We start from the raw sequence: 24752 nt of genomic DNA, 5'->3' as shown, positions 1-24752 counted from the left end.
AAGCAGGACAGGACCGCAGCCTGCTCCAGAAACGGACACACCGTGCGCGATCATCCCGAAGCCCCCGCCTGCTGGCGCATCGCACTGCCGCATTCCGCCGCGGCCGTGCCGGTGGCCCGTGCCCTGGTGCGCACGGCACTGGCCGAGCTGGAGCACACGGCCGACGGCGACACGGCCGAGCTGCTCACGGCGGAGCTGGTCGCCAACGCGGTCGAGCACACCGTGGGCGGGTCGCCGATCGAGCTGGTGGTGGAGCTGATGCCGACCGGCTGCCAGGTCGAGGTGCACGACCCGGACCCGAGACCGCCCGGCGACCTCACCCGTCCCGGGGTGGAGCCGCCCGACCCGTGGCAGGAGCACGGACGCGGTCTGCTGCTGATCCGCGCCCTCAGCTCGTCCTGCGGTCACCGGCCCACCGGGTCGGGCAAGGCGGTCTGGTTCAGGCTTCCTGCGGTACCCGCCCCGCGTCGCTCTCCGGAGTGACGTCCCCGGTCCGGGCGAGGCGGGAGTGCCGGCGCCCGTAGGCGGCGTACACCAGCAGGCCCACCGCGAGGAACACCGCGAACTGGAGCCAGGTCGCGCCGCCCGTCTCGTACATCAGGTAGAGGCAGAAGCCGACGCCGAGCAGCGGGGTCACCGGGTACAGCGGGACGCGGAAGGGGCGGGTGAGGCCCGGCTCGCGGCGGCGCAGCGCGATCACCGAGACGTTGACGGCGGCCATGGCGGCCAGGGTGCCGATGGTGCACAGGTTGACCACCGCGTCCAGCGGCGCGAAGGCCGCCGGGAGGGCGAAGACCACGCCCACGATGAGCGTGCCGGCGACGGGGGTCGCGGTGCGCGGCGAGACCTTCTCGAAGACGCGCGGGATCAGCCCGTCCCGGGACATCGACATCAGGATGCGGGTCTGGCCGTACATCACGGCGAGCACCACCGAGGCGATGGCGACGACCGCGCCGAAGGCGACCACGCCGCCGCCGATCGTGGAGCCGGTGACCTCGTTGACGACGTAGGAGAGGGCGGCGGGCCGGTCGCCGACCGTGTCACCGCCGACCGCGCCGATCGCGGCGACGGCGACCGCGCAGTACAGCAGGGTGACCAGGCCGATGCAGACCAGGATCGCGATCGGGATGTCCCGGCGCGGGTTCTTGGCCTCCTCGCCGGCCGTGGTGATCGCGTCGAAGCCGATGTACGAGAAGAAGGCGGCGGTGGTGCCGGCGCCGATGCCGCCGAGGCCGGCCGGGGAGAACGGGCTCAGGTTGCCGTCCTCGAAGGCGTAGAAGCCGACGGCGCAGAAGGCGACGAGGACGGCCAGCTTGAGGACGGCCATCGCGGCCGTGGCCCGGGCGCTCTCCCGCACGCCGCGCACCAGCAGGACCGAGGCCAGGGCGATGACGATCACCGCGGGCAGGTTGACCGCGCCGCCGTCGCCGGGGCCCGCGGACAGGGCGTGCGGGAGCTGGACGCCGAGGACGCTGTCGAGCAGCTCGTTGACGTACTGGCTCCAGCCGACCGCGACCGCGGAGACGGAGACGCCGTACTCCAGGAGCAGGCACCAGCCGACCAGGAAGGCGGTCCGCTCGCCGAGGCCGGCGTAGGCGAAGGAGTACGAGGAGCCGGAGACCGGGATCGCGCCGCCCAGCTCGGCGAAGGCGAACGCGGTGAACACGCAGGTGATCGCGGCGAGCACGAAGGAGACGACGACGGCGGGGCCGGCCTCGGCGACCGAGTCGGACAGGCCGACGAAGATGCCGGTGCCGACGATGGCGCCGACGCCGAAGCAGACGAGCTGGAACAGCCCCATGGTGCGCTTGAGGCCGTGGCCCTCGCGGTCGGCGCCGGATTCGGCGACGAGGAGGTGGGGGGACTTGATGCGGGAAGCGGGCATTGCGGGTGGTGCTCGTTTCTGGTGGTGCGGGGGGCGCGACGGTGGTCGCGGCCGACGGCACCGGAAGGGGTGGCTCCGGGGCCGCCGGTCAGAATAACCGGGCTGGTCAGGGCAGCGTGATGACCGGGCTGGTCAGGCCAGCGTGGCGACCAGGACCGCCTTGATGGTGTGCAGCCGGTTCTCCGCCTCATCGAAGACGACGGAGTGCGCGGACTCGAAGACCTCGTCCGTGACCTCCAGGGAGTCGAGGCCGTGCGCCTCGAAGATCTCCTGGCCGACCTTGGTGCCCAGGTCGTGGAAGGCGGGCAGGCAGTGCAGGAACTTCACGTCCGGGTTGCCGGTGGCGCGCAGCACGTCCATGGTCACCGCGTAGGGCGCGAGGGCCTTGATCCGCTCGGCCCAGACCTCCTTGGGCTCGCCCATCGAGACCCAGACGTCGGTGACGACGAAGTCGGCGCCGCGCACGCCCTCCTCCAGGCCCTCGGTGAGCGTGATGCGGGCGCCGCTCGACGCGGCCAGCTCCTTCGCCCGGTCGACGACCTCCTGGGCGGGCCAGTAGGACTTCGGGGCGACGACGCGTACGTCCATGCCGAGCAGGGCGCCGGTGACCAGGTAGGAGTTGCCCATGTTGAAGCGGGCGTCGCCGAGGTAGGCGAAGGTGATCTCGTGCAGGGACTTGTCGCTGTGCTCGGTCATCGTGAGGACGTCGGCGAGCATCTGGGTGGGGTGCCAGTCGTCGGTCAGGCCGTTGTAGACGGGGACGCCGGCGAAGGCGGCCAGCTCCTCGATCTTCTGCTGGCTGTCCCCCCGGTACTCGATTCCGTCGAACATGCGTCCGAGTACGCGCGCGGTGTCCTTCACGGACTCCTTGTGGCCGATCTGCGAGCCGGCCGGGTCGAGGTACGTCGTCGAGGCACCCTGGTCGGCGGCGGCGACCTCGAACGCGCACCGGGTGCGCGTCGAGGTCTTCTCGAAGATCAGCGCGATGTTCTTCCCCGCCAGGTGGCGCGTCTCGGCCCCGGCCCGCTTGGCGGCCTTCAGCTCCGCGGCCAGCTCGACCAGACCGCGGAACTCCTGAGCGGTGAAGTCGAGTTCCTTGAGGAAGTGGCGGCCGGCGAGGGCGGTCGGGACTGTCGCCATGAGGGCGCTCCAGGGGTACGGGGACGATTCTCTGGAACAGTATACGGAAGATTGAATTCTTATACGGCCTGGCGCTCCACCGGACAGCTCATGCAGCGCGGCCCTCCCCTGCCCCGGCCCAGCTCGCTGCCCGGGATCTCGATCACCTCCACGCCCTGTTTGCGCAGGTGCGTGTTGGTGGTCGAGTTCCGCTCGTAGGCGACGACGACGCCCGGCTCGACGGCCAGCACGTTGCAGCCGTCGTCCCACTGCTCGCGTTCGGCGGCGTGGACGTCCTGGGTGGCGGTCAGCACCCGGATCTCGTGGAGGCCGAGCGCGGCGGCGATCGCGCGGTGCATGTGCTCCGGCGGATGGTCGGTGACCTTCAGCTCCTTGTCGCCCACGCCCGGCTCGATGGTGTACGAGCGGAGCATGCCGAGGCCGGCGTACTGGGTGAAGGTGTCGCCGTCGACCATCGTCATCACGGTGTCCAGGTGCATGAAGGCCCGCCGCTTGGGCATGTCGAGCGCCACGATGGTGCTGGCGGAGCCCGCCGCGAACAGCTTGTGCGCGAGCATCTCGACGGCCTGGGGCGTGGTCCGCTCGCTCATGCCGATGAGCACGGCGCCGTTGCCGATGACCAGGACGTCACCGCCCTCGATGGTGGACGGGTAGTCGGCCTGTCCCTCGGACCAGAGGTGGAAGGGCTCGTCGCGGAAGAGCGGATGGTGCCGGTAGATCGCCTCGAAGTGGACGGTCTCACGCTGCCGGGCGGGCCAGCGCATGGCGTTGATGGAGACACCGTCGTAGATCCACGCCGAGGTGTCCCGGGTGAAGAGGTGGTTGGGCAGCGGTCCGAGCAGGAAGTCGTCGAGTTCCATCGCGTGGAAGCGCACGGAGACCGGCTCCGGGTGCGCCTCCAGGAACTCCCGCTTGGTCATGCCGCCGACCAGGGCCTCGGCCAGGGCGGCGGCGGGCAGGGTCTCGAAGGCGGCCCGGAGATGGTCCGTGGCCAGCACTCCGTACTCCTTCTCGTCGAAGACCCGGTCCAGGACGAGCCGCCGGGCGGCGGGGACGTCCAGGGTCTCGGTGAGCAGGTCGCCGAAGAGGTGCACCGCCACCCCGCGGTCGCGGAGCACGTCGGCGAACCCGTCGTGCTCGGCGCGCGCCCGGCGCACCCACAGCACGTCGTCGAAGAGGAGAGCGTCCTTGTTGCTGGGGGTGAGCCTTTTGAGCTCGAGATCCGGCCGGTGCAGGATGACGCGGCTGAGCCGCCCGGCTTCGGAGTCGACGTGGAATCCCATGCCTCCATCCTGACCATTCGGGCGCCCGTTCACCCCCCGCTCACGCGGACCCGTGCGCCCCGGTCCGTTCCGCGTGGTCGCCGCTCCCCCGGGGAGCGCCCCTCGGGCGCAGTGAAGCCCGGTGCGCGCACGCCCGTGCCGCGGCCGGGGACGACCGCCGGGCCGTGCTCCCCGTGCCCTTGCCCGGGACCGGTGTACGACCTGCGATGCGACGCCGCGGCCCGCACATCCTGGCAGGGCCGGCACCGACCGCCCCGACCGTGCGGAGACACCGTTGAGCCCTGACACGATGATCGCCCACTTCACGGGCGCCTCGGCGCTGATCCTGGTGGCCGCCCACGCGGGTGGCTGGCTGGCCCGGCGGCTGGGCCAGCCGTACATCGTCGGCCAGCTGTCGGCGGGCATCGCGCTCGGCCCGTCCCTGCTCGGCAGCGCCGCCCCGGACGCGTACGCGGTGCTCTTCCCGGCGGAGATCGGCCCGGCGCTGACCGGGTTCTCGCAGTTCGCCCTGGTGGTGTTCCTGTTCGCGGTCGGCTACGAGCTGGATCTGAAGGTCCTGGGCGACCGGGCGCGCACGTCGCTGATCGTGGCGCTGGCCGCGTTCGTGGTGCCGATGGCCGTGGGGAGCGGCTGCGCGCTGCTGTTCCGGGACGTGCTGCGGGACCTGGGCATGCCGCGCGACCTGTCCCCCGCCATGGTGGTCTTCGCGGGAGTGGCGCTGTCGATAACGGCGGTGCCCGTACTGACGGCCATCGTGCGGGAGAACGGGCTGTCCCGTTCGGTACCGGGGGTGGTGGCGGTCTCCGCCGCGGGCGTGCTGGACCTCGTGTGCTGGACGGTGCTGGCGGGCGCGCTGCTGGACGGGCACGCGGGCGGGGGCGGGGGCGGCCTCGGCTGGCCCTGGCGGGCGGCGCTCGCCGTCGGCTTCGTCACCGTCATGGCGTGCGCGGCCCGGCCCGTGCTGCGCCGGCTGCTGTGGCGGACGCGCCTGGAGCCCTCGCTGCGGCTGGCGCTGCTCGTCGGCTTCGCCCTCGCCTCGGCGTGGGTCACCCACTCCCTCGGGCTGCACGTGATCTTCGGCGCGCTGCTCGCCGGGGTGGTCGTGCCGCGCGAGGAGGGGGGCACGCTCGACCCGGACCTGCTGCGGCCGCTGCACGAGGTCGGTTCCCTGCTGCTGCCGTTCTTCTTCGTGCTCTCGGGCCAGTCGGTGGCCCTGAACAGCATGACCGGCACCGGCTGGGCCGCCCTGCTGGTGGTGACGGTGCTGGCGGTGGTGACGAAGGTCGGCAGCGGGACGGCGGCGGCCCGGCTGGGCGGACTGGACCGGCACGACGCGCGCACCGTCGGCGTGCTGCTCAGCGCCCGGGGCCTGACCGAGCTGATCGCGCTCAACGCCGGCCTGGAGGCGGGCCTGCTGAGCGCCCCGCTCTACACGGTCCTGGTGTTCATGGCGCTGGCCACGACGCTGCTCACCCAGCCGCTCCTGGTGCTGACCCGCCGGCTGGCCGCCCGCGACCGGCCCGCGGCCCCGGCCCCCGGCACGGCGGTGAAGCCGTACGCCGGCTGACGCGGGGCCACCGCCGTGCCCGCGAAGGCACGGCGGTGGCGGTCACTGCGGTGGCGAGCACGGCGGTGGCGGGCGGTGGCCGCCGGGTTCACAGCCTCGGGTCCACCGGCTCCGACTCCAGCGCCAGTACGCCGAACACCGCCTCGTGCACCCGCCACAGCGGCTCGCCGTCCGCGAGGCGGTCCAGGGCCTCCAGGCCGAGGGCGTACTCGCGGATCGCCAGGGACCGCTTGTGGCCCAGGAACCGCTGCCGCAGCCGGGCGAGGTTCTCGGGGCGGGTGTACTCGGGTCCGTAGATGATCCGCAGATACTCGCGGCCACGGCACTTGACGCCGGGCTGCACCAGGCGCCCCTTGGCGTCGCGTACCAGCGCGCCGACCGGCTTGACCACCATGCCCTCGCCGCCCCGGCCGGTCATCTCCAGCCACCAGTCGACGCCCGCGGACACCGACGCGGCGTCGCCGGTGTCGACGTACAGCCGCCGGGTGGTGTGGAGCAGGCCGCTGCCGTCGTGCTCCACCATGCGGTCGATCAGGGCGAGCTGCTCGTCGTGCGGCAGGGCGGCCAGGCTGCGGCCCTGGACGGCCAGGATCTGGAACGGTGCCAGCCGGCCGCCGTCCAGGCCGTCGGTGGTCCAGCAGTAGCGGCGGTAGGCGTCCGTGAACGCGGCGGCGTCGGCGGACCGTCCGCGCTGGCGCGCCAGCAGGTCCGCGACGTCCACGCCCCGCGCCGCGGCGCCCTCCAGCGCGGCCAGCGCGCCCGGGAACACCGCCCCGGAGGCGGCGCCCACGGCGGCGTACTGGGACCGCAACAGCCCGGACGCCTTCAGCGACCAGGGCATCAGTTCGCTGTCCAGCAGCAGCCAGTCGGTGGCCAGTTCGTCCCACAGGCCGGCCTCGCCGATCGCGGTGCGCAGCCGGCCGAGGATCTCCTCGGTCAGGGCAGCGTCGTCGAGGAACGGGCGGCCGGTACGGGTGTAGAGGGCGCCGGTGGGCCCCTCCACGCCGAAGCGGGCGCGCGCCGCCTGCGCGTCGCGGCACACCAGGACCACCGCCCGCGAGCCCATGTGCTTCTCCTCGCACACGACCCGCGCCACGCCGTCGGCCGCGTACTGGGCGAACGCCTCCGTCGGGTGCTCCAGGTAGCCGTCCACCGCCGAGGTCGCGGTCGGCGCCATGGTCGGCGGGAGGTACGGCAGCAGGCGCGGATCGGTGGCGAAGCGGCTCATGACCTCCAGGGCCGCCGCCCCGTTCTCCTCGCGTACGGTGATCCGCCCGGCGTGCCGGGTCTCCACCACCCGGCGGCCGTGCACGTCGGCGAGGTCCAGCGGACGGCCGTCGTGCCCGCCCGGCGCCTCGGTGCGCAGCGGCTTGGCCGGCTCGTACCAGACCCGCTCGGCCGGTACGTCGACCAGCTCGCGCTCCGGCCAGCGCAGCGCGGTGAGCTTGCCGCCGAAGACGGCACCGGTGTCCAGGCAGATGGTGTTGTTGAGCCAGGTCGCCTCGGGAACCGGGGTGTGGCCGTAGACGACGGCGGCGCGGCCCCGGTAGTCCTCGGCCCACGGGTAGCGCACCGGCAGCCCGAACTCGTCGGTCTCGCCGGTGGTGTCGCCGTACAGGGCGTGGCTGCGGACCCGGCCGGAGGTGCGGCCGTGGTACTTCTCGGGCAGGCCGGCGTGGCAGACCACGAGCCTGCCGCCGTCGAGGACGTAGTGGCTGACCAGGCCGTCGATGAACTCCCGTACCTCGGCGCGGAACTCCTCGCTCTCGCCGTCCATCTGCTCGACGGTCTCGGCGAGTCCGTGGGTGTGCTGGACCTTGCGGCCCTTGAGGTGGCGGCCGTACTTGTTCTCGTGGTTGCCGGGGACGCACAGGGCGTTGCCCGACTTCACCATGGACATCACGCGGCGCAGCACGCCGGGACTGTCCGGGCCGCGGTCCACGAGGTCGCCGACGAAGACGGCGGTGCGGCCCTCGGGGTGGACTCCGTCGGTGTAGCCGAGCTTGCCGAGCAGGGTCTCCAGCTCGGCGGCGCAGCCGTGGATGTCGCCGACGATGTCGAAGGGGCCGGTGAGGTGGGTGAGGTCGTTGTACCGCTTCTCGGTGACGACGGTGGCCTGCTCGACCTGTTCCGTGCCGCGCAGGACGTGCACCTTGCGGAAGCCCTCGCGCTCCAGGTGGCGCAGGGAGCGGCGGAGTTCGCGGATGTGACGCTGGATCACCCGGCGGGGCATGTCGGCCCGGTCGGTGCGGGCGGCGTTGCGTTCGGCGCACACCTCCTCGGGCACGTCGAGGACGACGGCGATGGGCAGGACGTCGTGCCGCTTGGCCAGGTCGATCAGCTGACGCCGGGCGTCCTGCTGCACGTTGGTCGCGTCGACGACGGTGCGGCGGCCGGCGGCGAGCCGCTTGCCGGCGATGTAGTGCAGGACGTCGAAGGCGTCCCGGCTCGCGCTCTGGTCGTTCTCGTCGTCGGCGACCAGACCTCGGCAGAAGTCGGAGGAGATGACCTCGGTCGGCTTGAAGTGGCGCCGTGCGAAGGTGGACTTGCCGGACCCCGAGGCGCCGATCAGGACGACGAGGGAGAGGTCGGTGACGGGGAGGGCGCGGGCGCCGGGGCGGGGGTCGGTGGTGCTCATGCTGCCTTCGCCTCCTTCTCGGCCGGGGTCGAGGTCGTGGTCGAGGTCGTGGTCGTGGTCGTGGTCGTCTTCGTCATCAGGGTGAACACGGCCATCTGGGTGGGCGGGCCCACCTCGGGGTCGTCGGGGCCGACGGGGCGGAACCCGACGTCGTAGCCGTGCCGTCCGGCGACCGTCTCCGCCCAGGCGCGGAACTCCTCGCGGGTCCACTCGAAACGGTGGTCGCGGTGGCGGACGTGGCCCGCCGGGAGGGACTCCCAGCGCACGTTGTACTCGACGTTCGGGGTGGTGACGACGACGGTGCGGGGGCGGGCGGAGCCGAACACGGCGTACTCCAGGGCGGGCAGCCGAGGCAGGTCGAGGTGCTCGATCACCTCGCTGAGCACGGCGGCGTCGTACCCCTTCAGGCGCTTGTCGGTGTAGGCGAGGGAGCCCTGGAAGAGGCGCACGCGCGCGGCCTGCCGCTCGCCCATGCGGTCCAGCTTGAGCCGCCGGGAGGCGATGGTGAGCGCCCGCACCGACACGTCCACGCCGACGATCTCGGTGAACCGCGGCTCCTTGAGCAGCTCGCGCACCAGGTGCCCCTCGCCGCAGCCGAGGTCGAGGACCCGGGCGGCGGCGTGGTCGCGCAGGGCGGTGAGGATCGCCTCGCGGCGGTGCACGGCGAGCGGGGTCGGCTTCTCCTCCTGCTCGGCCTCGGCCTCGACGGCGTTGTCGATCTCCTCGACCGCGCTGTCGTCGGTCTCGGCCAGCCGGATCAGCTCCAGGCGCTCCATCGCCTCGCGGGTCAGGGACCAGCGGCGGGACAGGTAGCGGCTGGTGATCAGCTTCTGCTCCGGGTGGCCGGGCAGCCAGCCCTCGCCGGCCCGCATGAGCTTGTCGACCTCGTCCGGGGAGACCCAGTAGTGCTTCGCGTCGTCGAGCACCGGGAGGAGGACGTACAGGTGACGCAGGGCGTCGGAGAGGGTGAGGGAGGCGGACTCGAGGACGAGACGGACGTAGCGGGAGTCGCCCCACTCCGGGAACGCGGTGTCCAGCGGCACGGCCTCGGCGGTGACCGTCCAGCCGAGCGGCGCGAAGAGACGCCGTACGAGGTCGGGGCCGCCGCGGGCGGGCACCGCCGGGACCTCGACGCGCAGCGGCAGGGGTGCGGCCGCGCGCTCGGGCCGGCCCTTGCACACGCCGCGCATCGCGCTGGAGAAGACATTGCCCAGCGCGACGGCGAGGAGCGAGGAGGCCGCGTAGGGGCGGTCGTTGACGTACTGCGCGAGCGCCGCGTCGGGGGCGCCGCCCCGGCCCTTGCCCCTGCCGCGCCGGACCAGCGCCGCCGCGTCGACCTCCAGCAGCAACGCGGCCGTGCAGCGCTGCTCCTCCGCCTCCGGGTAGAGCACGTGGGCCGTGCCGAAGGAGGTGGAGAACGCCTGCGCCTTGTCGGGATGCTTGTGCAGCAGGAAGCCGAGGTCGGTGGCGGGGCGCTCGGGGGTACCGGTGGTGGTGATGGTCAGGAACATGCGGAGGGCCTCTCCGGCCGGTGGACGCCAACGGGACGCCGTACGCGCGGGAGCCCCCGAGGTGTTGATCCCGGGGGCTCCGGCAGGACGACGGTCATACCTTCGCACGGGGCGGGTGACCGGCGCCTTCGGTTATTCGCAGGCCGGTCTCACGTCAACTGCGACTGCACCTGGGAGGAGATCAGCTCCAGGTGGTCCAGGTCGTCGAGGTCGAGGATCTGGAGGTAGATCCGCTGCGCGCCGACCGCGGCGTACCGGCCGATCTTGTCGACCACCTCGGCCGGGGAGCCGGCGAGGCCGTTGGCCTTCAGCTCGTCGACCTCGCGGCCGATCACGGCGGCCCGCCGGGCGACCTCGGCGTCGTCCTTGCCGACGCAGGCGACGAGGGCGTTGGAGTAGGTCAGCGCGCCGGCCCCGCGGCCGGCCTCCTCGGCGGCGGCCCGCACCCGGCCGAACTGCCGCTCGGTGTCCTCGACGGAGGCGAAGGGGATGTTGAACTCGTCGGCGTACCGCGCGGCCAGCCTCGGCGTCCGCGTGGCGCCGTGACCGCCGATCAGCACCGGGACCTTGGCCTGCGCGGGCTTGGGCAGCGCCGGCGACTCGGTGAGGTCGTAGAACTTGCCGTGGAAGTCGAAGGTCTTGCCCGTCTCCGTGGCCCACAGGCCGGTGACGATCTCCAGCTGTTCCTCGAGGCGGCCGAACTTCTCCTTCGGGAAGGGGATGCCGTACGCCTTGTGCTCCTCCTCGAACCAGCCGGCGCCCAGGCCCAGTTCGACCCGGCCGCCCGACATCTGGTCGACCTGGGCGACCTGGATGGCGAGGACGCCGGGCAGGCGGAAGGTGCCGGCGGTCATGAGGGTGCCGAGCCGGATCCGCTTGGTCTCGCGGGCGAGGCCGGCCAGGGTGATCCAGGCGTCGGTGGGGCCGGGCAGGCCGTCGACGGAGCCCATGCGGAGGTAGTGGTCGCTGCGGAAGAAGGCGTCGAAGCCGAGGTCCTCGGTGGCCTTCGCCACGGTGAGCAAGGTGTCGTAGGTGGCCCCCTGCTGGGGCTCGGTGAAGATACGGAGATCCATGTCTCCATCCTGCCTGTTCGGGGTGGGTGCGCCGCACAGGCGCCCGGCGCTCCGGCGCGCCCCCCGGCCCACCGGCGGGTGAATCCGCGTCAACCCCGCGCCCGGTGGGCGGCCGGGCCGGTGACCGGGCCGGACGGTGATCGTTTGCCGGGGCGGAGCCGGATCGCCCGGCGCCCGTGCCGGCCGGTGTGCGCCGGCGCGTCATCGTGCCGGTCTCCCCGCGGGGGCCCGGGGCCGAGGGGGCCGTCATGTCCGAGGAGAGTGTGCCGCAACGGGGTGGGGCGGAGGTACGGCCGCAGGGGCTGCTCCAGCAGATGGAGGAACTCATGGCGGCGCTGAACGCGGACCTGTCGGCCCTGGACGCCGACCTCCGGTCGGCCGGGGAGCCCGACGGCGCGACGGACGGGGGTCCCAGCCGTACGACGGACGGGGGTCCCAGCCGCGCGACGGACGGGGGTCCCAGCCGTGCGACGGACGAGGGTCCCAGCCGCGCGACGGACGAGGGTCCCAGCCGCGCGACGGACGAGGGTCCCGGCCGTGCGACGGGCGGGGGTGCCGGCCGTGCGGCGGGCGGGGAGGGGCGCGCCGAGTGAGGTGCCGGGGGCGCGGTCGGCGGTGCGCGTGTCGTCGCTAGCCCGCCTCCCGCACCGGTAACTCCGCGTCCCGGTCCGCCAGTTTGCGCAGCATCTCCAGGACCCGGTCCCGCGACTCGTCCGCCGCGTCGATGGCCTCCATGCACTGCCAGTAGGTGGCCTCGTCGTCGGCGGCGCAGGCCACGCCCACGAGGGCGATGCCGGTCTCGCCGAGCAGGGTGCCCAGGCGCATCAGGGCCTGGCGGGCGTCGCCCAGTTCGGTCAGCTGGGCGGCGCGCAGTTCCTCCGGGGCCAGCTCGGGGGTGTCCAGCACCCCGCAGCCGCGGCCCGCCAGCTCGGTCAGCCCCAGTGCCTCGCCGCGCAGTTCCGGTGGCCCGCAGACCGCGAGCCGGCTGCCGATCGCCTGCGCCAGGGCCTGCACCTGCCACACCTCCGTCAGGATGTCCGGCACCTCGCCGCCGGCCGCCAGGGCACGCCCACTGGTCACGATGAGCCGCACAGCGTCCATGCGCTGCCCCCGTCTGTTTCCGACGCGCGCGCGGCGCGTCCGCCCGAACTCCGCTGTCCACTACCCAGAGTGAAGGCGTGTGGGACGAAAAGCCAGAGGAAGGCGGAAATCTTCGGACAACAAATTGGTCTCCAGCCCGTTTTCTGATGCGGAGAGTGATAACGGAGCGCGTGACTCCGATCCGTTCGGCGGTTCAGCCGTCCGGCGCGCCGGGCGCCGGGAACCGCGACTCGTTCCGCTCGATCTTCGCCGCCAGCGCGGCCAGCGGATCCACGCCCAGCACCTCGCAGAACTGGAGCAGGTACGCCAGGACGTCGGCGACCTCGTCGCGGACCCGGTGCGCGGTGTGCGGGTCGGTCATGACCCGGGACGACTCCTCGGGCGTCAGCCACTGGAAGATCTCCAGGAGTTCGGAGGCCTCCACGCTGAGCGCCGCGGCGAGGTTCTTGGGGGTGTGGTACGGCTCCCAGTGCCGCGCGGCGGCGAACTCGGCGAGCCTGCGCCGCAACGCCGCGAGGTCCGCGGGAGGTGAGGGACGGGGGTGATCGGTCACGGGTCCAGGTGTACCACCGTGACACCGTCGGTCCCGGCCGCCCATGAGGCGTCGGCGACCGCCGCGACGAGGCGGATGTGTCCGCGGTCGCACATCCGGGCGGCGATCCGCAGCAGTTCCGCGCGCTGCCGCGGGTCCAGGCCCCGGTCGAAGCCGTCGGCGAGGACGGTGAGCGTCTGCAGGGCGGCGGGGACCTCTCCGGCCGGGTCGACCTCCAGCACACCGGGGCCGGTGAACAGCACCAGGGCGAGGGCGAGGTAGCGCAGCTCGCCGTGACCGAGCCGCGCGAGGCCGGTGCGCACGCCGTCGCCCCGGTCGAGCAGCGCCCGGACCACGCCGCCGGCGGCCGGTTCGGCCAGCACGTCCGCCACCGGCCCGGCGCAGCCGGAGCGCACCGCCGCGACGAACTGCGCGTGCCGCCGCGTGCACTCGACGCGGGTGCGCCACAGTACGTCGGCGAGGTTGTCGCAGCCGCCCAGCAGCCGCCCGGTGCCGGCCGGCACGGGCTCCCGCATGCGGTCGGGGCTGGGATCGCAGGCGAACACGGAGCGCAGGGCGACCACCATCTGCTCGGCGGCGGCGAGCACCCTGCGCTGCCCGTCCGTCTTGCCGGCCACCCGCAGCGGCAGCAGCGGGGTGCCGAGCCGGTCGTCGGGCAGCGGGGCGCGGGTCACCGGCGCCGACCCGGCCGTGTACCACTCCGCCTGCACGGCCCGGCGGCCGGGATCGCGCAGGGCCGTCTGCAGCAGCACGACGCCGTCGGCCGTCAACCGCTCGCCCACGACGCGCAGTTCGGGCTCCGCCTGCACGGCGAGGTCCAGGTGCACCGGGCCCGCCGGTCCGTCGGCCGTGCAGCCGATGCGGAATCCGCGGCGGCGCTGGGCGTCGGGCCGGGCCCGCTCGGGCACCCAGGCGACCGGGTCGGGGAACACCGCGCCCAGCTCGGCGCCGCCGCCGAGCCGGGCCAGGGCGTCGTACGCCCTGAGGGCACTGGTCTTGCCGCTGCCGCTCGGCCCGGCCAGCACGGTGAGCGGCCCGAACCGCAGCACGGCACGCCGGTGCCCCGCGAAGGCGGACAGCCGCAGCTCCGTGACGCGGGGCCGGTCGGGGTGGGGTGCGGCGGACGCCGTCGGCGCGGGTGTCACTGCCATATGCGGACCGTAGGACTCCGCCGTTCGGCGAACCGTTTTGCCCGTACGGCGTTCCTACGATCGGGGGACGGGCCCGTCAGGACCGCGCACCCCCGTCACACCCCGGGGACCCCCGCGGCGCCCTCCATCAGCCCGTTCACCTCGGTCCCGGCCGGGGTCAGCAGGAAGACGTTGCGGTCGACGCGGTGCATGCCGCTGGCCAGACCGAAGACGACCCCCGTGCTGAAGTCGAGGACCCGCTTGGCGACCTCGGTCTCGGCACTGGTCAGGTCCAAAAGGACCGGAATGCCCGCCATCAGGGTCTCGGCGACCTCGCGGGCGTCCGCGAACACGTTGATCCTGAGGACGACGAAACGGCGGCGCGCCTCCGTCTCCGCCTCCGGGAGCGCCCGGTGACCGACCGCGGACGGCCAGGCGTCGCGCCCGCGCAGCGGAACGACCTGGGCGAGCCCTTCCCACTGCTCATCGGTGACGTCGTGGCTGTTCACCGGCTCCCCCGATTTCACTCGCCTTCATTGCCTGCACCAGCCAATTCTTACGCCAAGTCACCCGTTCGGCCCAACAGCGACACGGATCGCGACGCTCCGTATCGTGTGATCGCGGCCGTGAACCGCCCCCCGACCGGCGGCCGCGGGTGCCGGCCGCCGGTCACCGCTCACGCTCAGGCGTGCCGGTCCGCCTGGTCCTGGCGGCTGGCCAGTGCCCAGATCACGAAGACGTCGATCGCCATCATGACCACGGACCAGACGGGCGCGTACGGCAGGAACAGGAACTGGGCGATGAGGCTGAGCGAGGCGAGGACGATGCCCGCGAACCGCGCCCAGGCCATGTCCTTGAGCAGGCCGTAGCCGGTGGCGAGCAGCAGGGCGCCCAGGATGACGTGGATGACGCCCCAGCCGGTGAGGTTGAGTTCGTAGACGTAGCTGCCGACGCGGGCGTACACGTCGTCCTCGGCGATGGCGGCGATGCCCTGCAGCACGGCGAGGGCGCCGTTGAGCAGCAGCAGTACGCCCGCGAAGACGACACCGCCGGTCACCCAGCCGCTGGACCGGTCCGCCGATCGCGGGGTGCCTGCGCCGTGTGTCGGCCTGCCGGGAGAAGGTGCGGCGTGCTGGCTCATGAGCGGAGTCCTTTCTGCTGTTCCCCGTACGGGCCTGCGCCCGCCGGCACGGGAGGCGCCGACAGGTCACTCCGAGCCTGCGGCGGACCGGCCCGCCCGGCCAGGCCGGTCCGCCGAACGGGTGACCGGGCCCCCGGCCTCGTGCGCGCCCGCCCGCTCACCGGGACGCCCGGTGCGCGTGCGCCCCCGACCCGCCTCGCGTTTACTGAAGCGCACGTGCGAACGCGTGCGTGCCGCGGCCGACGCGTGCGCACCCGAGACCGACGCGTGCGTGCCGCGGCCGACGCGTGCCCGCCGAGGCCGAGCTGGACGGAGGAGGGCCCGTGACGACGCAGCCCGCCCCCGCGAACGCGTCCCCGGGCCGGGCCGAGCAGTCCCTGCGGCGCACCGTGCTCAGCCCCGGCTACCTGCGGCTGTTGCTGCTGTGCGTGCTGCTGGGCGTCCCCATCGCGCTGGCGTGCTTCTTCTTCGTCGGCCTCCAGCACGAACTCCAGCACTGGGTGTGGACGTCGCTGCCCGAGGCGGCCGGCTACGACGCCCCGCCCTGGTGGTGGCCGCTGCCCGCGCTGGTGCTGGCCGGGCTGATCCTGGCGCCGATCGTGACCCGGATGCCCGGGGGCGGCGGGCACCTGCCGGTCGACGGGCTGGGCGGCGCGCCCGTGGGCCCGCGCGCGCTGCCCGGCGCCGTGCTGGCGGCGCTCGCGACGCTGCCGCTCGGCGTGGTGCTGGGTCCCGAGGCGCCGCTGATGGCGGTCGGCAGCGGGCTCGCCCTGCTGGCCGTACGGCGGGCACGCGCGACCGGGGACCCGAGGGCGCGCGCCGTCCTGGCCACGGCCGGCTCCACCGCCGCGATCTCCACGATCCTCGGCGGACCGGTGGCCGCGGCCGTCCTGCTGATCGAGGGCGCGGGGCTCGCCGGCGCGCAGCTGGTGGCCCTGCTGCTGCCCTGTCTGCTGGCCAGCGCGGCGGGGGCGCTGGTCTTCACCGGCTTCGGTGAATGGACCGGCCTGAAGATCGGCGCCCTCGCCCTGCACGACGTACCGCCGGGCACCGATCCGGACGCCGGCGACTTCCTGTGGGGCGTGCCGACGGCGGCGCTGATCGCGGTGCTGATCACGGCGGCCCGCGAACTGGGCCGGCGCACCGTCTCCTGGACGGGGCGGCACACGGCCTCGCGCACCGTCCTGTGCGCCACCGCGGTCGGTGTCTGCCTCGCCGCGTACGCCCTGATCACCGGCCGCTCCCCGGCGGAGGCGGCCCTGTCCGGTCAGGCCACCCTCGGCGAGCTGGCGGCCCACCCGCACGCCTGGTCCGTCGGCGCGCTGGTGGCGCTGGTCGCGTGCAAGGGGCTGGCCTGGGGCATCGCGCTGGGGAGTCTGCGCGGCGGCCCGATCTTCCCGGCCGTCCTGCTGGGCACGGCGACGGCCGTGGCCTGCTCCGGGCTGCCCGGCTTCGGCACCACCCCGGCCCTCGCCCTCGGCATCTCCGCCGCTGCCGCCGCGGTGACCGGGCTGCCGCTGACCAGCGCGGTGCTGGCGGTGCTGCTGATGGGCGGGGAGGCGTACGACCAGATGCCGTTGATCGTCACCGCGTCGGTCGTCGCCTTCGTCGTCACGCAGTTGGTGAGGCGGACGGGGCCGAAGGCCGCCGAGGGCCCGGCGGAGCCCCGGGAGACGCCGCGATGAGGCGCCGGGCGGACCGGCCGGCCGCCGGCCGGCGTGCGGGCCTGCCCTGGCTCGTCCGGGCCGGTGTCGCGGCGGCCGTGGTCGCGGCCTACTTCCTCCTCCCCCTCGACCACCTGGGCCCGCGGCGGCCCGTGCTGAGCTGGCTGCTGTTCGCCCTGCTGCTGACCGTCGTGGCCGCGCTGCTGCTCCGGCAGATCCGCCACGTGCTCGTCAACCGCCCGAACACCCGGCCCGGAGTGGTCATCACCCTGCTCATCGTCCTGTCCGTGCACGTCTTCTCGGCCGCCTACTACGCCCTCGCCAAGACACCGGGCGAGTTGACCGGTCTGGGCACCCGCGTCGACGCCCTGTACTTCACGGTGGTCACCCTCGCCACCGTCGGCTACGGCGACATCACCCCGCACGGCCAGTCGGCACGGGTCGTGACGGTGCTTCAGATCGTGTACAGCTTCGTGTTCCTCACCGCCGCCGCGACCGCGCTGGCGCAGCGGATGCGCGACATGGTGGTCCGGCGGCCGGAACGGGACCGGCGGGACGGGCAGGACCGGCGGGACGGGCAGGCCGGACAGGACCGCCAGGGCGGGCAGGACGGGCAGGATCGGCAGGCAGGACAAGACCGGCACGGGTGACGGCGGGGTGCCGCCGGACCCGAGGCCCGCTTGTCACCGCACCGGTGGGAGCACTACTGTCGCCACGCCTTGGTGAACGGGAAATCCGGTGTGATGCCGGTGCGGCCCTCGCCACTGTGAATCGGGAAGTCCGGCTCCGGCCCTCAGGGGCAGCCACTGGGTCCTAGGACCCGGGAAGGCGGAGCACGGGCGGTGGTACCCGTAAGCCAGGAGACCGGCCAAGGCGCGTCGTCCATCCACGAGGTGCTGGAGAGGGTCTGCTGAGCCATGCACATCGCCGAGGGCTTTCTGCCACCGGCGCACGCGATCGCCTGGGGTGTCGCGTCCGCGCCGTTCGTCGTCCACGGAGTCCGGTCACTCACCCGTGAGGTCAGGGAGCACCCGGAGAGCACCTTGCTCCTCGGCGCCGCCGGAGCCTTCACGTTCGTCCTGTCGGCCCTGAAACTGCCGTCGGTCACCGGGAGTTGCTCCCACCCGACCGGCACCGGCCTGGGCGCGATCCTGTTCCGGCCGCCGGTCATGGCGGTCCTGGGCACCATCACCCTGCTCTTCCAGGCGCTGCTGCTCGCCCACGGCGGGCTGACCACGTTGGGCGCCAACGTCTTCTCGATGGCGATCGCCGGCCCCTGGGCCGGCTACGCCGTCTACCGGCTGCTGCGCCGCTACGACGTCCCGCTGATGGTCACCGTGTTCTGCGGGGCGTTCGTCGCCGACCTGTCCACGTACTGCGTCACCAGCGTGCAGCTGGCGCTGGCCTTCCCGGACGCGGGCAGCGGATTCCTGGGCGCGCTCGGCAAGTTCGGGTCCATCTTCGCCGTCACGCAGATCCCGCTGGCGGTCAGCGAGGGCCTGCTCACGGTGCTCGTGATGCGGCTGCTGGTGCAGTCCAGCAAGGGTGAACTGGCCCGGCTGGGCGTGCTGTCGGCGAAGACCCGGACGGAGAAGCAGGCGGTGGCCCGATGAGCCGCAACGCGAAGATCAACGCCCTGCTGCTGCTCGCCGTGGCCGCGCTGGCGGTGCTGCCGCTGGTGCTGGGGCTCGGCGACCACAAGGAGGAGCCGTTCGCCGGGGCCGACGCCGAGGCCGAGACGGCGATCACGGAGATCGAGCCGGACTACGAGCCGTGGTTCTCGCCGCTGTACGAGCCGCCGTCCGGGGAGATCGAGTCGGCCCTGTTCGCCGTGCAGGCCGCGCTCGGCGCGGGTGTGCTGGCGTACTACTTCGGGCTGCGCCGGGGCCGGCGGCAGGGCGAGGAGCGGGCGGCCGCGGCCGCCCGGCGGGACGCGCCCGAAGGGGACTGAGTGCTGCCGATCGACGCGGCCGCGCACAGCAGCCGCTGGCGCCGTCGCCACCCCGTGGACAAGGCCGTGCTGGGGCTGGGTCTGACCGTCCTCGCGGTCTCCCTGCCGCCCTGGCCGGGCGCGGCGCTGGTCCTGGTGACGGCGCTCGCCGTGCTGCTCGGCCCGGCGGGCGTACCCCGGCGCCGGCTGTGGCGGGCCTACCGGGTGCCGCTGGGCTTCTGCGTGACGGGCGCGCTGCCGCTGCTGGTGCGGGTGGGGGGCGCGGACGGGTTCCTGACGGTGGCGGAGGGCGGGGCGGTGCGCGCCGGTGAGCTGCTGCTGCGCACCTCGGCGGCCTCCCTCGGGGTGCTGCTGTTCGCGTTCACCACGCCGATGTCCGACCTGCTGCCCCGCCTGGTGCGGGCGGGGGTGCCGGCGCCGGTGGTGGACGTGGCGCTGGTGACGTACCGCATGAGTTTCCTGCTGCTGGACTCCGTGCGCCGGATCCGCGAGGCGCAGGCGGCGCGCCTGGGGCACACCACCCGGGCCGCCGCCTGGCGTTCGCTGGGCGGGCTCGGGGCCACGGCGTTCGTGCGGGCCTTCGACCGGGCGGCGCGGTTGCAGCACGGGCTCGCCGGACGCGGGTACGACGGCACCCTGCGCGTCCTGGTGCCCGAGGCCCGCGTCTCGGTGCCGTTCACGGCGGCGAGCGTCGCGCTGCTGGCGGCGCTGGCCGCCCTGACCCTCGTACTGGAAGGACCGCTGTCGTGAGCGAGACCGTCGGGACGGCTCAGCCGGCGCCGGTAGCCCTGCGGGGCGTGTCCTTCGCGTACGAGGAGGGCCCGGACGTCCTCACCGGGCTGGACTTCGCCGTGGTCGCGGGGCGCGCCCTCGCGTTGCTGGGCCGCAACGGCAGCGGCAAGACCACGCTGATGCGGCTGCTCAGCGGCGGACTCAGGCCCGGCGCGGGGACGTTGACGGTCGACGGGGAGCCGGTGACGTACGACCGGCGGGGGCTGACGCGGCTGCGGACCACCGTGCAACTGGTGGTGCAGGACCCGGACGACCAGCTCTTCGCGGCCTCGGTGGCGCAGGACGTGTCCTTCGGGCCGCTCAACCTCGGCCTGCCGGACGCCGAGGTCAGGTCCCGGGTCGGGGAGGCGCTGGACGCCCTGGACATCGCCGCGCTCGCCGACCGGCCCACCCACCTGCTGTCGTACGGGCAGCGCAAACGGACCGCGATCGCCGGGGCCGTCGCGATGCGGCCCCGGGTGCTGATCCTGGACGAGCCGACCGCCGGGCTCGACCCGGACGGCCAGGAACGGCTGCTCGCCACCCTGGGCCGCCTGCGCGCGGGCGGCACCACCGTGGTGATGGCCACCCACGACGTCGACCTCGCCCTGCGCTGGTCCGACGACGCCGCCCTGCTCACCCCGGCCGGGGTGCACACCGGCCCGACGGACACGACGCTGGCCCGGGCGGACCTGCTGCGGCAGGCGGGCCTGGGCCTGCCGTGGGGGGTCGCGGCGGCCCGGCTGCTGCGCGCGCGGGGCCTGTTGACCGGGTCGGCGGCGGGCCCGCGCACGCCCGAGGAGCTGGCCGCGCTGGCGGACTGACGGGGACGGCACCCCGCCGGCGCCGACCCGGGCTCACCGCGCGGCGTCGCGGTACCCGCGGTCCGGGCGACGGCCGGCTCCTCCCGGGGATCACCGCGCGGCGTCGCTGAACTCCGGGTCCCGGGTGCCGGCCGGCTCCTCCTCGGGCCGCTGCCGGGCGGCGGCGCGGCGGCCGGGCAGGACGGCGAGGACGATCAGGGTTCCCGCGGCCATGATGATCCCGCCGACCAGGCTGGTCGTGGCGACACCGTGGGCGAAGGACTGGTTCACGGCGTCGGCGAGGGCCTCGGCCTGCCGCGGACCGGCGTCGGGGTTCGCCGCGAGGCGCTCGGCGACGGCCAGTCCGCCGCCCACGGAGTCCTGGGCGGTGTCCAGCGCGGCGGCCGGGAGGCGGTCGCCCACCAGGCCGGCGAGTTCGTCCCGGTAGGCGGTGCCGAGCAGGGAGCCCAGGACGGCGATGCCCAGCGAGCCGCCGAGTTCCAGCGCGGTGTCGTTGGCGCCGCCCGCGACGCCCAGCTCGCTCTCCGGGAAGGAGCCCATGATGGTGTCGGTGGCCGGGGACACGCTCAGCCCGATGGCGAGGCCGAGCAGCAGCATCGGGGCCAGGAAGTCGGCGTAGCCGGAGTCCTTCTCGATGAGGACCAGCAGGAACACCCCGACGGTGCCGATCACCATGCCGGAGCCCACCATCGCCTTCACGCCCAGCTTCGGCGTCAGCCTCCCGGTCACCGCGGCGCCGACGAACACGGCCCCGGCCAGCGGCAGCAGGCGGACGCCGGTCTCCAGGGCGCCGTAGCCGAGCACGAACTGCAGGAACTGCGTGGCGTAGTAGATGGCGCCGTAGGTGCCGAAGAAGAAGAACAGCACGGCGACCATGGAGCCGCTGAAGGGGCGCGACAGGAACCTGCGCACGTCCAGCATGGGGTGCGGGTGGCGCAGCTCCCACCACACGAAGACCACCAGGCCGACGCCCGCGACGACGGCCGCGGCGACCGGGCCGGCGCCCCAGCCGAAGTGCGGGCCCTCGATGCTCGCGTAGACCAGGCTGCCGACGGAGACGATGGAGAGCAGGCCGCCCACGTAGTCGATCCGGCCCATGCCGGCCGCCCTGGACGGCGGGACCAGGACCAGCGCGCCGACGACGGCGGCGACCGCGATGGGGACGTTGACCAGGAAGGTCGAGCCCCAGGCGTGGTCCTCCAGGAGCCGGCCGGCGACCAGCGGGCCGACCGCGATGGCGAGGCCGGAGGTGGCGGTCCAGGCGGTGATGGCGCGAGCCCGTTCCCCCTTGGGGAAGACCGCGACCAGCAGGGACAGCGTGGCCGGCATGACGACGGCGGCGCCGACGCCCATGATCGCGCGGGCCGCGATGACCAGCCCGGTCTCGTCGACGAGGCTGCCCATCACCGAACCGCCCGCGAAGACCACGAGGCCGGCGATCAGGGCGCCGCGGCGGCTGTACTTGTCGCCGATCGAGCCGAGGACCAGCATCAGCGCGGCGTACGGGACGGTGTAGCCGTCGATCACCCACTGCAGGTCGCTGCTGCTCAGGCCCAGGTCGGCCGTCATGTCCGGCGCCGCCACGATCAGGGACGTGTTGGCCATGACGACGATCAGCAGGCTCAGACACAGCACGAGGAGCGCCCACCAGCGCCGCGCGTACGGCCCGGTCATCTTCTCGACGGGTGTGGTGGCCAGGAGGGGCATGAGGGCTCCCGGGGAGGGTTCGGGCACGTTAATTGCCCATTGGTGTGCAGACTCGTGCAGCGTAGTTTGTTGCACAGGGACGTGCAAATATGGTGGAGGGTGACGGGAGGACGGGCCGGGCGGGGCCCGGTCCGCCGTATGCACACACGCACGCATGCACGCACGCATGCACGCACGCATGCACGCACAGGCGCTACGGGTCGGCCTCCTCGGACGCACACGCGCTACGGGTCGGCCCCTTGGACGGACACTCGGTACGACCCGGACCCCAGGGCGCCGACACGCGCCGCCGGCGGCTCACTCGGCCGGGACGGCCTCCGCGGGCACCGTCGGGGCCACGTCCGCGACCACGGACCGCGCCCGCCGCTCCGGCACCCCGGCCGTGATGAGCTGGGCGATCGCGACCCGGGTCCCGTCGTCCTCCAGCGCACCGGCGTTGACCTGCTCCAGCAGCGCGACCGTCATGGCCTCAAGGCCCACGCTCAGCACGGCGGGCGGCAGATGGGCGGGGAAGACGCCGTCCCGCTGACCGCGCTCCAGGATGGCGGTGGCCTCGGCGCGGGCCGGGGCCAGGATCTCGGCCACGCGCTCCTCGCCCAGGTCACGCCGGGCCAGCGCCAGGAGCAACCGGTAGCGGTCGCCGACGGGCCACATCAGCATCATGAAGTACGCGAGCGCGCGCTCGGCCGGCTCGGCCGGACCGATCCGTTCCGCCCCGGCGGCCACAGCGCCGCGCAGCACCTCGGACGCCTCCTCGGCCAGCGCCTCCAGCAGCGCCGCCCGGCCCGGGAAGTGCCCGAAGAGGGTGCGCCGTACGACACCGGCGGCCTGGGCCAGCTCCTCCAGCGTGGTGTCGGGATTCCGCCCCAACTCCCGGCGTGCCGTGGCCAGGATGCGCGCCCGGTTGGACCGCGCGTTGCGCCGCTGCGGCTCACGGGCGACGGGCTTGGTCACGGGAACCTCTGGGCGGGACGGTGCGGGCGGACGCACGACGGCGGTGCGGACGGTGCGGTGGATGCCAGGACGCGGCGGCGTCCATTCTGGCACGGAGATCCCAGGTGGGCCCGTCCGGTGGCCCGCCCGTCCGCGCCCGGGGCCGGGGGCCGGTCACAGGCGGATCGCGGGGCGACGGCTACCCACGCCCACCCCGACCCACCCGGCCCTCCCAGCCCTACCGGTCCTCCCGGCCCCCAGCCCTACCGGTCCTCCCGGCCCTCCCTTCCCTACCGGCCCTCCCAGCCCTACCGGTCCTCCCGGCCCCTGCCGCCCCCGGACCGCCGTACCGCGGCGAGCGCGGCGAGGACCACGCCGACGGCCACCACCAGCAGCCCCCGCAGCCACACCTCGGCCTCGATCTGCGTGGCGAGCGCGACGCAGGAGGCGGCGCCCAGCACGGGCAGCACGGTCGGGGCCCGGAAGTGGTCCGCCTCGCCGGGGTCGCGGCGCAGCACGAGTACGGCGGTGTTGACCATGAGGAAGACCACGAGCAGCAGCAGGACCAGGGTGGACGCGAGGGTGGCGACACTGCCGGTGAGCGCGAGGAGCATCGACAGCAGGGTCGTGACGGCGATCGCGGCCCACGGCGTACGGCGGCCGGGCAGCACCTTGGTCAGCGCGGGCGGCAGCAGCCCGTCCCGGGCCATGCCGTAGGCCAGGCGGGAGGACATGATGCCGGTCAGCAGCGCGCCGTTCGCCACAGCGACGAGGGCGATGGCGCTGAACAGGCGGGTCGGCACGCCGCCGGCCGCCTCGACGACCTCCAGCAGCGGCCCGCTGGACTCCGCGAGCCGCGCCGTCGGTACCGCGACGGAGGCGGCGACCCCCACGAGGACGTACACGGCACCCGCGGTGGCGAGGGCGCCGAACAGCGCTCGCGGGTAGGAGCGCCGGGGGTCGCGGGTCTCCTCGGCGACGTTCACGGAGGTCTCGAACCCGACGAAGGAGTAGTACGCCAGCACCGAGCCGCTCAGTACGGCCGCCGCGGCGCCCTTCTCCGGCGTACCGAGCTCTCCCAGCCGCGCCACGTCGCCGTCGCCGCGCCACAGCAGCCACACGCCGAGGGCGACGACGACGAGCAGCCCGCTCACCTCGACGACGGTCGCGGCGACGTTGGCCCGGGTCGACTCCTTGATGCCGCGGGCGTTGACCAGCGCGAGCAGGGCGAGGAACAGCACGGCGACGAGGCCGACGGGGAGCGTCACGAAGGCCGACAGGTAGTCGCCCCCGAAGCCGCGGGCGAGCGCGGCCACCGAGACGATGCCGGCGGCGAGCATGCAGAACCCGGCGACGAAGCCGGCGAAGGGCCCGAAGGCGCGGGTGGCGTAGTGGGAGGCCCCGCCCGCGCGGGGGTACTTGGTGACCAGCTCCGCGTAGGAGGCGGCGGTCAGCATCGCCAGCAGCAGCGCGACGACCAGCGGTACCCACACCGCTCCCCCGGAGTCGGCGGCCACCTGTCCCACCAGGACGTAGACGCCCGCGCCCAGCACGTCGCCCAGGATGAAGAAGTACAGCAGCGGGGTGGTCAGAGCCCGCTTCAGTGCCGGGCCGCCCTGCGACTCGGCCGGTCGTTGTGTTCCCTGCGTCGCCATGACGCCTCACGTTTCCCGTGTGCCGGGAAACACGCCACGCGCTCGGCGAACTCCGCCGGTTACGCGCTCGGGTGGGTGGCAACCGCCACCCACCCGATGCGTCGACGCGCCCTCAGCTCTGCGGACGGCTGCCGTGGTTCGCGCCGTTCTTCCGGCGGGCCTTCTTCTTGCGACGTCGCTTCGAGGACATCGAAACCTCCTCTTCCTGTGCATTCCCGTACTATC

The 24752-nt window shown here is 73.9% G+C and carries 24 protein-coding genes and 1 riboswitch; of the genes, 9 read left to right on the top strand and 15 right to left on the bottom strand.

The genetic code is table 11. The annotated features are described in order from the left end of the window. The first annotated feature begins 42 nt into the window (after positions 1-42). Positions 43-483, top strand: a complete 441-nt coding sequence (locus ACFIF2_RS17255; RefSeq protein WP_395573527.1) for an ATP-binding protein — start codon at positions 43-45, stop codon at positions 481-483. Here ACFIF2_RS17255 and ACFIF2_RS17250 read toward each other — a convergent pair. From ACFIF2_RS17250 to ACFIF2_RS17240, 3 genes are all read right to left on the bottom strand, one after another. Then, positions 440-1885 carry an amino acid permease gene (locus ACFIF2_RS17250; protein WP_395573526.1) on the bottom strand — a complete coding sequence of 482 codons (1446 nt, stop codon included), beginning with the start codon at positions 1883-1885 and terminating at the stop codon, positions 440-442. The genes ACFIF2_RS17255 and ACFIF2_RS17250 overlap by 44 nt on opposite strands. 132 nt (positions 1886-2017) lie before the next feature. Beyond that, the gene (argF, locus tag ACFIF2_RS17245; protein ID WP_395573525.1) at positions 2018-3025 is read right to left on the bottom strand and encodes an ornithine carbamoyltransferase; all 1008 of its coding nucleotides are present in this window, start codon (positions 3023-3025) and stop codon (positions 2018-2020) included. 59 nt (positions 3026-3084) lie between these two features. Continuing rightward, positions 3085-4308, bottom strand: coding sequence for an arginine deiminase (locus tag ACFIF2_RS17240; RefSeq protein ID WP_395573524.1), 1224 nt, complete (start codon positions 4306-4308; stop codon positions 3085-3087). A 274-nt stretch (positions 4309-4582) separates the two neighbouring features. Here ACFIF2_RS17240 and ACFIF2_RS17235 point away from each other — a divergent pair, with 274 nt between their 5' ends. Next, entirely contained in the window at positions 4583-5875 is a 1293-nt protein-coding gene (locus ACFIF2_RS17235) for a cation:proton antiporter (RefSeq protein WP_395573523.1), read from the top strand. Positions 5876-5963: 88 nt separating this feature from the next. On the opposite strand, the gene ACFIF2_RS17230 is transcribed toward ACFIF2_RS17235, so the two are convergent. The 3 genes from ACFIF2_RS17230 to ACFIF2_RS17220 form a co-directional block, all read right to left on the bottom strand. Continuing rightward, positions 5964-8513 carry a polynucleotide kinase-phosphatase gene (locus tag ACFIF2_RS17230; RefSeq protein ID WP_395573522.1) on the bottom strand — a complete coding sequence of 850 codons (2550 nt, stop codon included), beginning with the start codon at positions 8511-8513 and terminating at the stop codon, positions 5964-5966. Then, positions 8510-10024 (bottom strand): 3' terminal RNA ribose 2'-O-methyltransferase Hen1, encoded by a 1515-nt coding sequence (locus tag ACFIF2_RS17225; RefSeq protein ID WP_395573521.1) that lies wholly within the window; start codon positions 10022-10024, stop codon positions 8510-8512. The genes ACFIF2_RS17230 and ACFIF2_RS17225 overlap by 4 nt, the downstream gene beginning before the upstream one ends. A 149-nt stretch (positions 10025-10173) precedes the next feature. Beyond that, positions 10174-11097, bottom strand: a complete 924-nt coding sequence (locus tag ACFIF2_RS17220; protein WP_395573520.1) for an LLM class F420-dependent oxidoreductase — start codon at positions 11095-11097, stop codon at positions 10174-10176. 248 nt (positions 11098-11345) lie between these two features. Here ACFIF2_RS17220 and ACFIF2_RS17215 point away from each other — a divergent pair, with 248 nt between their 5' ends. Then, positions 11346-11690 (top strand): hypothetical protein, encoded by a 345-nt coding sequence (locus ACFIF2_RS17215; RefSeq protein WP_395573572.1) that lies wholly within the window; start codon positions 11346-11348, stop codon positions 11688-11690. Positions 11691-11727: 37 nt separating this feature from the next. Here the strand turns inward: ACFIF2_RS17215 and ACFIF2_RS17210 are convergent, their stop codons facing one another. The 5 genes from ACFIF2_RS17210 to ACFIF2_RS17190 form a co-directional block, all read right to left on the bottom strand. Further along, entirely contained in the window at positions 11728-12198 is a 471-nt protein-coding gene (locus ACFIF2_RS17210) for a DUF6099 family protein (RefSeq protein WP_395573519.1), read from the bottom strand. A gap of 193 nt (positions 12199-12391) precedes the next feature. Next, positions 12392-12751 carry a nucleotide pyrophosphohydrolase gene (locus ACFIF2_RS17205; RefSeq protein ID WP_395573518.1) on the bottom strand — a complete coding sequence of 120 codons (360 nt, stop codon included), beginning with the start codon at positions 12749-12751 and terminating at the stop codon, positions 12392-12394. Next, a complete protein-coding gene (locus ACFIF2_RS17200) occupies positions 12748-13902 on the bottom strand; it encodes an ATP-binding protein (protein ID WP_395573517.1) in 1155 nt (384 codons plus the stop codon). Before ACFIF2_RS17200 ends, ACFIF2_RS17205 begins: the two co-directional genes overlap by 4 nt. Before the next feature lie 95 nt (positions 13903-13997). Next, a complete protein-coding gene (locus tag ACFIF2_RS17195; protein WP_395573516.1) occupies positions 13998-14390 on the bottom strand; it encodes a cell division protein SepF in 393 nt (130 codons plus the stop codon). Positions 14391-14563: 173 nt separating this feature from the next. Further along, complete coding sequence (locus ACFIF2_RS17190) at positions 14564-15022, bottom strand: hypothetical protein (RefSeq protein ID WP_395573515.1); 459 nt, start codon at positions 15020-15022, stop codon at positions 14564-14566. Positions 15023-15345: 323 nt separating this feature from the next. Between ACFIF2_RS17190 and ACFIF2_RS17185 the strand changes: the two genes are divergently transcribed. The 6 genes from ACFIF2_RS17185 to ACFIF2_RS17160 all read left to right on the top strand — a co-directional run bounded on the left by ACFIF2_RS17185 (position 15346) and on the right by ACFIF2_RS17160 (position 20232). Beyond that, on the top strand, positions 15346-16707 hold the full coding sequence (locus ACFIF2_RS17185; RefSeq protein WP_395573514.1) for a chloride channel protein: 1362 nt from the start codon (positions 15346-15348) through the stop codon (positions 16705-16707). Beyond that, complete coding sequence (locus ACFIF2_RS17180; RefSeq protein WP_395573513.1) at positions 16704-17336, top strand: potassium channel family protein; 633 nt, start codon at positions 16704-16706, stop codon at positions 17334-17336. Before ACFIF2_RS17185 ends, ACFIF2_RS17180 begins: the two co-directional genes overlap by 4 nt. A 53-nt stretch (positions 17337-17389) precedes the next feature. Further along, positions 17390-17574, top strand: a riboswitch (cobalamin riboswitch). 29 nt (positions 17575-17603) lie between these two features. Then, positions 17604-18299, top strand: a complete 696-nt coding sequence (locus ACFIF2_RS17175) for an energy-coupling factor ABC transporter permease (RefSeq protein ID WP_395573512.1) — start codon at positions 17604-17606, stop codon at positions 18297-18299. Beyond that, the gene (locus tag ACFIF2_RS17170) at positions 18296-18637 is read left to right on the top strand and encodes an energy-coupling factor ABC transporter substrate-binding protein (RefSeq protein ID WP_395573511.1); all 342 of its coding nucleotides are present in this window, start codon (positions 18296-18298) and stop codon (positions 18635-18637) included. Before ACFIF2_RS17175 ends, ACFIF2_RS17170 begins: the two co-directional genes overlap by 4 nt. Next, positions 18638-19387 (top strand): cobalt ECF transporter T component CbiQ, encoded by a 750-nt coding sequence (cbiQ, locus tag ACFIF2_RS17165; protein WP_395573510.1) that lies wholly within the window; start codon positions 18638-18640, stop codon positions 19385-19387. It begins immediately after the preceding gene. Then, positions 19384-20232, top strand: a complete 849-nt coding sequence (locus ACFIF2_RS17160) for an energy-coupling factor ABC transporter ATP-binding protein (RefSeq protein WP_395573509.1) — start codon at positions 19384-19386, stop codon at positions 20230-20232. The genes cbiQ and ACFIF2_RS17160 overlap by 4 nt, the downstream gene beginning before the upstream one ends. A gap of 90 nt (positions 20233-20322) precedes the next feature. On the opposite strand, the gene ACFIF2_RS17155 is transcribed toward ACFIF2_RS17160, so the two are convergent. The 4 genes from ACFIF2_RS17155 to ACFIF2_RS17140 form a co-directional block, all read right to left on the bottom strand. Beyond that, positions 20323-21939: an MFS transporter gene (locus tag ACFIF2_RS17155; RefSeq protein WP_395573508.1), complete on the bottom strand. Its 1617-nt coding sequence runs from the start codon at positions 21937-21939 to the stop codon at positions 20323-20325. Positions 21940-22236: 297 nt separating this feature from the next. Next, a complete protein-coding gene (locus tag ACFIF2_RS17150; RefSeq protein ID WP_395573507.1) occupies positions 22237-22893 on the bottom strand; it encodes a TetR/AcrR family transcriptional regulator in 657 nt (218 codons plus the stop codon). Between the two features lie 287 nt (positions 22894-23180). Continuing rightward, positions 23181-24527 (bottom strand): APC family permease, encoded by a 1347-nt coding sequence (locus tag ACFIF2_RS17145; RefSeq protein ID WP_395573506.1) that lies wholly within the window; start codon positions 24525-24527, stop codon positions 23181-23183. Positions 24528-24639: 112 nt separating this feature from the next. Further along, entirely contained in the window at positions 24640-24717 is a 78-nt protein-coding gene (locus tag ACFIF2_RS17140) for a 50S ribosomal protein bL37 (RefSeq protein ID WP_370443954.1), read from the bottom strand. Positions 24718-24752: the final 35 nt, after the last annotated feature.

Source organism: Streptomyces sp. BK79, from assembly GCF_044142145.1.
Classification (GTDB): Bacteria; Actinomycetota; Actinomycetes; order Streptomycetales; family Streptomycetaceae; genus Streptomyces.
This window is presented reverse-complemented; position numbering and strand designations above follow the sequence as displayed.

Excerpts from the sequence above, each read along its gene's own strand:
- ACFIF2_RS17250 (WP_395573526.1), bottom strand. The coding sequence starts at position 1,885 with ATGCCCGCTTCCCGCATCAAGTCCCCCCACCTCCTCGTCGCCGAATCC.
- argF (WP_395573525.1), bottom strand. The coding sequence starts at position 3,025 with ATGGCGACAGTCCCGACCGCCCTCGCCGGCCGCCACTTCCTCAAGGAA.
- ACFIF2_RS17240 (WP_395573524.1), bottom strand. The coding sequence starts at position 4,308 with ATGGGATTCCACGTCGACTCCGAAGCCGGGCGGCTCAGCCGCGTCATC.
- ACFIF2_RS17230 (WP_395573522.1), bottom strand. The coding sequence starts at position 8,513 with ATGAGCACCACCGACCCCCGCCCCGGCGCCCGCGCCCTCCCCGTCACC.
- ACFIF2_RS17225 (WP_395573521.1), bottom strand. The coding sequence starts at position 10,024 with ATGTTCCTGACCATCACCACCACCGGTACCCCCGAGCGCCCCGCCACC.
- ACFIF2_RS17220 (WP_395573520.1), bottom strand. The coding sequence starts at position 11,097 with ATGGATCTCCGTATCTTCACCGAGCCCCAGCAGGGGGCCACCTACGAC.
- ACFIF2_RS17215 (WP_395573572.1), top strand. The coding sequence starts at position 11,346 with ATGTCCGAGGAGAGTGTGCCGCAACGGGGTGGGGCGGAGGTACGGCCG.
- ACFIF2_RS17210 (WP_395573519.1), bottom strand. The coding sequence starts at position 12,198 with ATGGACGCTGTGCGGCTCATCGTGACCAGTGGGCGTGCCCTGGCGGCC.
- ACFIF2_RS17200 (WP_395573517.1), bottom strand. The coding sequence starts at position 13,902 with ATGGCAGTGACACCCGCGCCGACGGCGTCCGCCGCACCCCACCCCGAC.
- ACFIF2_RS17190 (WP_395573515.1), bottom strand. The coding sequence starts at position 15,022 with ATGAGCCAGCACGCCGCACCTTCTCCCGGCAGGCCGACACACGGCGCA.
- ACFIF2_RS17180 (WP_395573513.1), top strand. The coding sequence starts at position 16,704 with ATGAGGCGCCGGGCGGACCGGCCGGCCGCCGGCCGGCGTGCGGGCCTG.
- ACFIF2_RS17175 (WP_395573512.1), top strand. The coding sequence starts at position 17,604 with ATGCACATCGCCGAGGGCTTTCTGCCACCGGCGCACGCGATCGCCTGG.
- ACFIF2_RS17170 (WP_395573511.1), top strand. The coding sequence starts at position 18,296 with ATGAGCCGCAACGCGAAGATCAACGCCCTGCTGCTGCTCGCCGTGGCC.
- ACFIF2_RS17155 (WP_395573508.1), bottom strand. The coding sequence starts at position 21,939 with ATGCCCCTCCTGGCCACCACACCCGTCGAGAAGATGACCGGGCCGTAC.
- ACFIF2_RS17145 (WP_395573506.1), bottom strand. The coding sequence starts at position 24,527 with ATGGCGACGCAGGGAACACAACGACCGGCCGAGTCGCAGGGCGGCCCG.
- ACFIF2_RS17140 (WP_370443954.1), bottom strand. The coding sequence starts at position 24,717 with ATGTCCTCGAAGCGACGTCGCAAGAAGAAGGCCCGCCGGAAGAACGGC.